Annotated in this window: 7 protein-coding genes, 1 tRNA gene and 1 pseudogene; all 9 read left to right on the forward strand. The window is 47.0% G+C overall.

Annotated elements, in window-relative coordinates; translation table 11 throughout:
- Window positions 1–160 precede the first annotated feature (160 nt).
- Window positions 161–237, forward strand: a tRNA-Trp gene (locus ABNS04_RS11695).
- A gap of 58 nt (window positions 238–295) precedes the next feature.
- Window positions 296–676 (forward strand): preprotein translocase subunit SecE, encoded by a 381-nt coding sequence (gene secE / locus ABNS04_RS11700; protein ID WP_286682733.1) that lies wholly within the window; start codon window positions 296–298, stop codon window positions 674–676.
- A gap of 4 nt (window positions 677–680) precedes the next feature.
- Window positions 681–1220, forward strand: a complete 540-nt coding sequence (nusG, locus tag ABNS04_RS11705; RefSeq protein ID WP_286682732.1) for a transcription termination/antitermination protein NusG — start codon at window positions 681–683, stop codon at window positions 1218–1220.
- Between the two features lie 136 nt (window positions 1221–1356).
- Window positions 1357–1785 carry a 50S ribosomal protein L11 gene (rplK, locus tag ABNS04_RS11710; RefSeq protein ID WP_006956851.1) on the forward strand — a complete coding sequence of 143 codons (429 nt, stop codon included), beginning with the start codon at window positions 1357–1359 and terminating at the stop codon, window positions 1783–1785.
- A gap of 3 nt (window positions 1786–1788) precedes the next feature.
- Window positions 1789–2484 carry a 50S ribosomal protein L1 gene (gene rplA / locus ABNS04_RS11715; protein WP_006956850.1) on the forward strand — a complete coding sequence of 232 codons (696 nt, stop codon included), beginning with the start codon at window positions 1789–1791 and terminating at the stop codon, window positions 2482–2484.
- Between the two features lie 231 nt (window positions 2485–2715).
- On the forward strand, window positions 2716–3234 hold the full coding sequence (gene rplJ, locus ABNS04_RS11720) for a 50S ribosomal protein L10 (RefSeq protein WP_006956849.1): 519 nt from the start codon (window positions 2716–2718) through the stop codon (window positions 3232–3234).
- A 53-nt stretch (window positions 3235–3287) separates the two neighbouring features.
- Complete coding sequence (gene rplL / locus ABNS04_RS11725) at window positions 3288–3665, forward strand: 50S ribosomal protein L7/L12 (protein ID WP_006956848.1); 378 nt, start codon at window positions 3288–3290, stop codon at window positions 3663–3665.
- A gap of 213 nt (window positions 3666–3878) precedes the next feature.
- Complete coding sequence (rpoB, locus tag ABNS04_RS11730; protein ID WP_348671533.1) at window positions 3879–7907, forward strand: DNA-directed RNA polymerase subunit beta; 4029 nt, start codon at window positions 3879–3881, stop codon at window positions 7905–7907.
- Window positions 7908–7978: 71 nt separating this feature from the next.
- Window positions 7979–8848 (forward strand): annotated as a pseudogene (locus tag ABNS04_RS11735) (DNA-directed RNA polymerase subunit beta'); the annotation flags it as partial.

Below are 8848 nucleotides of genomic sequence, written 5' to 3' on the forward strand. Positions count from 1 at the left end.
GCGCCTAAGGCGTAAGCGACAGAGAGTCCAAAACCCGGCTTCGGCCGGGTTTTTTGTTGTATATCTATGATAAAAGCGGCGACGCTGAGCTTGCGCCGAGCACAGTCTTAGGTATAATACCGCGTCCGATCCTGTATCGAGTCAGTCTCGCCAGGAATCAAGGGGTGTAGTTCCAATTGGTAGAACAGCGGTCTCCAAAACCGACGGTTGGGGGTTCGAATCCCTCCACCCCTGCCAAACGAATTCAAAGAGTTTCGTAAGAGCGAAATGGCCAATCGCAAATTGGGAATTAAAAATGAGCGCAAACAAAGATACGCAAAGCAGTTCATTCGATAGTGTAAAGTGGATAGTTACGGTTTTGTTGTTAGCAGCAGCCGTTATTGGTAACCATTATTACACTGAAGAAGTATCCGTACTGTACCGCGCGGTTGCCGTGGTAGTACTGGTTGGCCTCGCAGGCTTTACTGCCGCAGCGACTGCTAAAGGTAAGAAATTTTTATCGTTCGCCAAAGAGAGTCGTACAGAAGTGCGCAAAGTGGTTTGGCCATCGCGTCAAGAAGCCACGCAAACTACCCTAATCGTAGTTGTAGCAACAGTTATCGTTGCATTAGTCCTTTGGGGTCTAGATGGAATTCTTGTTAGACTAGTAGGCTTCATCACCGGTTTGGAGATATAAGGGCATGAGCGATAAAAAACGTTGGTACGTTGTACAAGCATTTTCCGGCTTCGAGGCTCGTGTAGCTGAATCGCTTAAAGAACACGTTAAGATGCATGGCATGGAAGACAAGTTCGGCGAAATCTTAGTGCCTAAAGAAGAAGTCGTTGAGATGCGCGGTGGAAAGCGTCGCAAAAGCGAGCGTAAATTTTTTCCAGGTTACGTTTTAGTTGAAATGATCATGGATGATGAAACATGGCATTTGATTAAAAGTGTACCCCGTGTATTAGGCTTTATCGGTGGTAGCAGCGATCGCCCTACACCGATTTCAAAGAAAGAAGCGGATGCTATTCTTGATAGACTGCAAGATTCGCAAGACAAGCCCAAACCGAAAACATTATTCGAACCCGGCGAAGTGGTGCGCGTTAATGACGGTCCATTTGCTGATTTCAATGGTACCGTCGAAGAAGTTGATTATGAGAAAAGTCGCTTGACTGTTTCAGTTTCAATCTTTGGTCGCGCGACACCAGTAGAGCTAGAGTTCAGCCAGATCGAAAAATCCTGATCAAAAAATCAGCAATTATCATTGATCGAGTACGCGAATTGTCTTATAATTCGCGTCCTTTTTTAACGGGGAGCCGATTGAGTAACGTGACTCTGCAACGTTACGAGGCGTTAAACCCACAACAGAGGTAACTATCATGGCGAAAAAAGTATCAGCCATTATTAAATTACAGGTAGCTGCTGGTTCAGCTAACCCGTCACCACCGGTTGGTCCTGCATTGGGTCAGCATGGTGTGAACATCATGGAATTCTGTAAGGCGTTCAACGCACAGACTGACAACTTGGAAAAAGGTGCGCCTGTTCCAGTTGAAATTACTGTGTTTGAAGACCGTTCTTTCACGTTCATCACGAAAACTCCACCAGCATCTTTCTTGCTTAAGAAAGCAGCTGGCATCAAGAGTGGTTCTGGCCGTCCTAACACTGAAAAAGTGGGTACGGTAACTCGCGAACAGTTAGAAGAAATCGCGAAAACTAAAGAACCAGACTTAACTGCTGCTGATTTAGACGCAGCTGTACGCACTATCGCCGGCTCTGCTCGTGCGATGGGCTTGAACGTGGAGGGCTAAGACATGGCTAAATTAACTAAGCGCGCTCGCATGATCCGCGAGAAAGTAGAAGCCCGTGACTACGATGTAAACGAAGCTATCACGTTGTTGAAAGAATTGGCGACCGCTAAGTTTACCGAGAGTGTTGACGTATCTGTTAACCTAGGCATTGATGCACGTAAATCGGACCAAAACGTTCGTGGCGCAACTGTATTGCCAAATGGTACAGGTCGTGACGTTCGCGTTGCTGTTTTCACTTCAGGCGCTAACGCTGATAAAGCGAAAGAAGCCGGTGCCGACATCGTTGGCATGGAAGACTTAGCTGAGCAAGTTAAGAAAGGTGAAATGAACTTCGACGTAGTTGTTGCTTCTCCTGATGCAATGCGCGTTGTTGGTCAGTTAGGCCAAATCTTGGGTCCACGTGGCCTGATGCCTAACCCTAAAACCGGTACTGTAACGCCAGACGTTGCAACGGCTGTTAAAAATGCTAAAGCAGGTCAGGTTCGCTACCGTAACGATAAAAACGGCATCATCCACGCGACGATCGGTCGTGTAGATTTTGACAACGACAAGTTGAAAGAAAACTTAGAATCGTTGTTAGCCGCGCTGAAGAAAGCTAAGCCTTCTTCTGCTAAAGGCGTATACATCAAGCGCATCAGCCTTTCGACTACGATGGGTGCTGGTGTTGCGATTGACCAGGGTACTGTCAGCGCTGGTTAATAAAGGTTTGTGGGTTGGAGCTGCGGTGGATTGCTCAAAAGGCATGAAGCATAGCTCCCATCCAAGACCGTAGGTGTACCGCAGGAATATTGCGGCACTTAATGTCCTACGCAGATGGTGATATCCGACTCAGGCTCTCTGGGTAGAGAATCACCGTGACAACGTGGTGAGTTTAGGCTCACCTAATTGTAACGAGGGGCTTAGGCTCCAAAAGAAAACGAGGTGATATCAGTGGCAATTGGTTTAGCCGGAAAGAAAGCAATCGTTAAAGAAGTTAACGACGTCGCTTCAAATGCGCTAGCCGTCACCGTTGCTGAATATCGAGGCATCGAAGTAGCCGACATGACCGCGTTGCGCAAAAAAGCACGTGAGCAAGGTGTGTTTCTTAAAGTAGTACGTAACACACTTGCAAAACGCGCCTTTGAGGGCACGCAGTTTGAGGATATGAGCGAAGCGCTTAAAGGACCTCTTGTTTATGGATTCTCTTTGGACGCACCGGGCGCATCTGCTCGTTTGTTCAAAGATTTCTCTAAAGAGAACAAGAACCTTCAGGTAACGGCTCTATCTATCGGTAACGGCATCATGGGTCCTGAAAAATTGGACGCAGTTGCTTCACTTCCGACTCGTGATGAAGCATTGGCTAAATTGCTCGCCACCTTCAAAGCACCGGTTAGCAAATTCGTTAAAACAGTTAACGAAGTACCTGCTAAGTTCGTGCGTACGTTGGCAGCAATTAAAGACGCTAAATAAATCGTTGGTTTTAAAACCGTTTTTTGTAATTATCAACCCAGGAGTTTAGAGTAATGGCTCTGACTAAAGAAGATATCTTAAACGCGATCGCTGAAATGCCAGTAATGGAATTGGTAGAGTTGATCGAAGCAGCTGAAGAAAAATTCGGCGTTGACGCATCTGCAGCAGTAGCAGTAGCAGCTGGCCCAGCGGCTGGCGGCGAAGCAGCAGCTGAAGAGCAAACTGAATTCGACGTTATCTTGAAAGGCGCTGGTAGCAACAAAGTTGCAGCTATCAAAGCTGTTCGCGGCGCAACTGGCCTTGGCTTGAAAGAAGCTAAAGCTATGGTTGAGTCTGCACCTGTTGCTGTTAAAGAAGGCATCAGCAAAGACGACGCTGAAGAGTTGAAGAAGCAGCTTGAAGAAGCTGGTGCGGAAGTTGAAGTTAAGTAATTCAACTGTTGCACGAAATCTGGCCTAAGGGCCATAGGCTGGTGGTTAAATAACCACCAGCCTTTTCGCGCTTTAACGCTTGTACGATTTTTGCCCGTATTTCGTTGCAGTCGCGTGAAAAAATAAAACGGGAACGACAGATTTTTGTTATCTGTTTTTAACCATCGAACCACTCGTTGGTTAGGGTCATCAATCAGCTAGCTGAGGAACCCCATGGCGTACTCCTACTCAGAGAAAAAACGTATTCGTAAGGACTTTGGTAAAAGACCTCAGGTCTTAGAAGTGCCTTACTTGCTGTCAATGCAGCTTGATTCATTCAAAAAATTTATTGAAGTCGATCCAGAGGCTAATAATGGCCTTGAAGCGGCTTTCCGTTCGGTCTTTCCGATTGCCAGCTATTCCGGTAATGCGGAACTGCAGTACGTCAGTTACCACTTAGGTGAGCCGGCTTTCGATGTTGAAGAATGTCAAATCCGCGGCATCACTTACTCTGCACCGCTGCGCGTTAAACTTCGCTTAGTGTTGTTTGATAAAGAAGCGGCTGCTGGCACAGTTAAGGACATCAAAGAGCAAGAAGTCTACATGGGCGAGATCCCATTGATGACAGAAAACGGTACTTTTGTCATCAATGGTACCGAGCGTGTGATTGTCTCTCAGTTACACCGTTCGCCAGGCGTGTTCTTTGATCATGATAAAGGTAAATCACACTCGTCAGGTAAAGTCCTGTATAACGCGCGTGTTATTCCTTACCGTGGTTCTTGGCTCGATTTTGAATTCGATCCTAAAGACAACGTATTCGTACGTATTGACCGTCGTCGCAAGTTACCTGCGTCGATCATCTTGCGTGCATTAGAGTACACCACCGAAGAAATCCTTGAGATGTTCTTCGAGACGACGTATTTCGAAATTCTGAAAACCAAAGTTAAGATGCAGTTGGTGCCAGAACGTCTTCGTGGTGAGACTGCTAAGTTCGATATTAAAGACAGCAACGGCGAAATCGTTGTAGAGAAAGGTCGTCGTGTAACGGCTCGTCATATCCGTCAATTAGAAAAGTCGGAGATGAAAGAGCTAGAAGTGCCTGTTGAATACATGGTCGGCAAAGTGCTTGCCAAAGACTATGTCAGCAAGGAAACCGGCGAAGTTGTCGCAAATGCGAACGATGAATTAACACTTGAGCTTATCGCTAATTTAAGCGAAGCGGGCGTGAAGAAGATCGAGACACTATTCGTCAACGATCTCGATCATGGTCCTTACATGAGCGAAACATTACGCGTTGATTCAACCACCAATCGCCTCGAGGCATTGGTCGAAATCTATCGCATGATGCGTCCAGGTGAGCCGCCCACGCGAGAAGCTGCCGAAGCACTCTTCGATAACCTGTTCTTTAGCGAAGAACGTTACGACTTATCGACTGTTGGTCGAATGAAATTCAATCGTCGTTTAGGTCGCGAAGACTTATCAGGGAAAAATACCCTGACCAACGAAGATATTATTGACGTCATGAAAAAGCTCATCGAGATCCGTAACGGTCTTGACGAGGTTGACGATATCGATCACTTGGGTAACCGCCGTATCCGTTCAGTCGGTGAAATGGCAGAAAACCAATTCCGTGTTGGTTTGGTACGTGTTGAACGCGCGGTGAAAGAGCGTCTTTCATTAGGTGATCTTGACAATACAATGCCGCAAGATTTGATAAACGCAAAACCTATCAGTGCTGCGGTTAAAGAGTTCTTTGGCTCAAGCCAATTGTCACAGTTCATGGACCAGAACAACCCATTGTCAGAAGTAACGCACAAGCGTCGTATTTCTGCTTTAGGTCCAGGTGGCTTGACGCGTGAACGAGCGGGCTTCGAAGTACGTGACGTACATCCAACTCACTACGGTCGTCTATGCCCAATCGAAACGCCTGAAGGTCCAAACATCGGTTTGATTAACTCGTTGTCGACCTTCGCACGCACTAATGAATATGGCTTCCTAGAGACGCCTTATCGTCGGATTGAAAACGGTGTCGTGACCGATGAGGTTGAATACCTCTCTGCAATCGAAGAAGGTAACTACGTAATCGCTCAGGCTAACGTTGCGTTGAACGACCAAGGTGAGCTCGTTGACGATCTCGTACCGTGCCGTCATAAAAACGAATTCACCTTGATGAACCGTGAACAAGTTCAGTTCATGGACGTTGCGCCACAGCAGATCGTATCGATTGCGGCAAGTATGATCCCGTTCTTAGAACACGATGATGCTAACCGTGCCTTGATGGGCTCGAACATGCAACGTCAAGCCGTACCAACGCTACGGGCTGATAAGCCGTTAGTAGGTACCGGCATTGAGCGTACGATTGCGGTTGATTCAGGCGTTACTATCGTCGCTAAACGCGGTGGTGTTGTAGATTACGTCGATGCTGCGCGTATCGTTGTTAAGGTAAATGAGGAAGAGATGGTACCGGGTGAAGCAGGTATCGACATTTACAACTTAACCAAATACAAGCGCTCGAACCAGAACACATGTATTAACCAAAAGCCAACGGTACGTCTTGGTGAACCGGTAATGCGTGGTGATGTGTTAGCAGACGGCCCATCGACTGACTTAGGTGAACTCGCTTTAGGTCAAAACCTTCGCGTGGCATTTATGCCATGGAATGGTTATAACTTTGAGGATTCGATTCTTCTTTCTGAGCGTGTTGCTCAAGAGGACCGTTTGACCACGATTCACATTCAAGAATTGAACTGTGTAGCGCGTGATACCAAGTTGGGTGCGGAAGAAATTACGAGTGATATCCCGAACGTCGGCGAGTCTGCGTTGGGTAAATTGGATGAAGCCGGTGTTGTTTACGTGGGTGCTGAAGTTAAAGGCGGCGACATCCTCGTAGGTAAAGTAACACCTAAAGGCGAAACCCAATTAACGCCAGAAGAAAAACTTTTGCGTGCAATCTTTGGTGAGAAAGCGTCTGATGTTAAAGATAGCTCTCTGCGCGTACCTAACGGTGTGAACGGCACGGTAATAGACGTTCAAGTATTCACCCGCGACGGTGTTGAAAAAGATAAACGTGCAGTCGCTATCGAAGAGATGCAATTGGCTAAGGTTAAGAAAGATTTAACCGAAGAGTTCAAGATCCTCGAAGATGGCATTTATGGCCGCGCACGTAGTCTGTTATTGAACAACGGTTTTGACGAAGCCAAGCTGGCAAGCATGGATCGTTCAAACTGGTTAACACAAGGCCTGGCAGACGAGAGTGCTCAGGAGCAACTTGAGCAGATCGCTGAGCAATATCAACAGACGCGTGAAGATTTCGATCAGAAGTTTGAGATGAAACGCCGCAAGATTACCCAAGGTGATGATTTAGCACCGGGTGTCCTTAAGATTGTTAAGGTCTACCTCGCTGTACGTCGTCGCATTCAACCGGGTGACAAATTAGCGGGTCGTCACGGTAACAAAGGTGTTATCTCGACTATCATCCCGAACGAAGACATGCCTCATGATGAAGAGGGTAATCCGGTCGATATCGTACTAAACCCGTTGGGTGTACCATCGCGGATGAACATTGGTCAGATCCTTGAGACCCATTTAGGTATGGCAGCTCGTGGTATCGGTACCAAGATCGACAAGATGTTAAAAGCGCAACGCGCAATGGCCGAGTTACGTGACTTTATCCAGCAGGTTTATGACTTGGGTGAAGGTCGCCAGAAAGTAGACTTAACCGAGTTCAGTGATGACGAAGTACTTCGTCTAGCAGGCAACTTGCGTGCAGGTCTACCGACAGCAACCCCGGCATTTGACGGTGCGATTGAAGAAGAAATTAAAGCGCTTCTTAAATTAGCGGACATCCCTGAATCAGGTCAGATTCCGTTGATTGATGGTCGTACAGGCGAACGTTTTGAGCGTGATGTAACAGTCGGTTACATGTACATGCTGAAACTGAATCACTTGGTCGACGATAAGATGCACGCACGTTCAACCGGTTCTTATAGCTTGGTTACGCAACAGCCGCTGGGTGGTAAAGCTCAGTTCGGTGGTCAGCGCTTCGGTGAGATGGAAGTATGGGCCCTCGAAGCATACGGTGCAGCTTACACCTTGCAAGAAATGTTGACCGTTAAGTCGGACGACGTAAACGGTCGTACGAAGATGTACAAGAACATCGTGGATAACAACTTGCAGATGGAAGCAGGTATGCCTGAATCCTTCAACGTATTGCTGAAGGAAATCCGTTCACTCGGTATTAATATCGAGTTGGAAGAAGGCTAATCGAGCTTTTTGTTATTGAATTTGGGGAGTGCTTGCACTCCCCGTGGTTGAACTCCGACAGGAGATAAATCGTGAAAGACTTGCTTAAGTTTTTAAAACCGGCTAACCAATCAGAAGAATTTGATGGAATTCGTATTGCGTTAGCGTCACCAGACATGATCCGTAGTTGGTCATATGGTGAAGTTAAAAAGCCGGAAACCATTAACTATCGTACGTTCAAACCTGAACGTGATGGTCTTTTCTGTGCGCGTATCTTTGGTCCAGTTAAGGATTACGAGTGTCTTTGCGGCAAGTATAAGCGCCTGAAGCACCGTGGTGTTATCTGCGAGAAGTGTGGCGTAGAAGTTACTTTGACCAAAGTTCGCCGTGAGCGTATGGGCCATATCGAATTGGCGAGCCCAGTGGCGCACATTTGGTTCTTGAAATCATTGCCCTCACGCATTGGCTTGATGCTTGATATGACATTGCGCGACATTGAGCGCGTGTTGTACTTCGAATCATATGTTGTGACCGAGCCTGGTTTGACGACGTTAGAGCGTTATCAAATCTTGACTGAAGAAGAGTACCTCGATGCACTCGAAGAGCACGGCGATGAGTTCGATGCGAAAATGGGTGCGGAAGGTATACTTGATTTGCTGCGCACTATCGATATCGATGGTGATATCCAGCAATTGCGTGAAGAGTTACCAGAGACAAACTCTGAAACTAAGCGTAAGAAGATCAGTAAACGTCTGAAGTTGCTTGAATCTTTCCAGATGTCAGGAAACAAACCTGAGTGGATGATCTTGCGCGTATTGCCGGTGTTGCCACCTGACTTGCGTCCATTGGTACCACTTGATGGCGGCCGCTTCGCAACATCAGACTTGAACGACCTATACCGTCGTGTCATTAACCGTAACAACCGTCTTAAGCGTCTACTTGACTTAGCCGCACCAGACATC

Origin of the sequence: uncultured Idiomarina sp., assembly GCF_964010655.1 — a bacterium.
Lineage (GTDB): Bacteria > Pseudomonadota > Gammaproteobacteria > Enterobacterales > Alteromonadaceae > Idiomarina > Idiomarina baltica.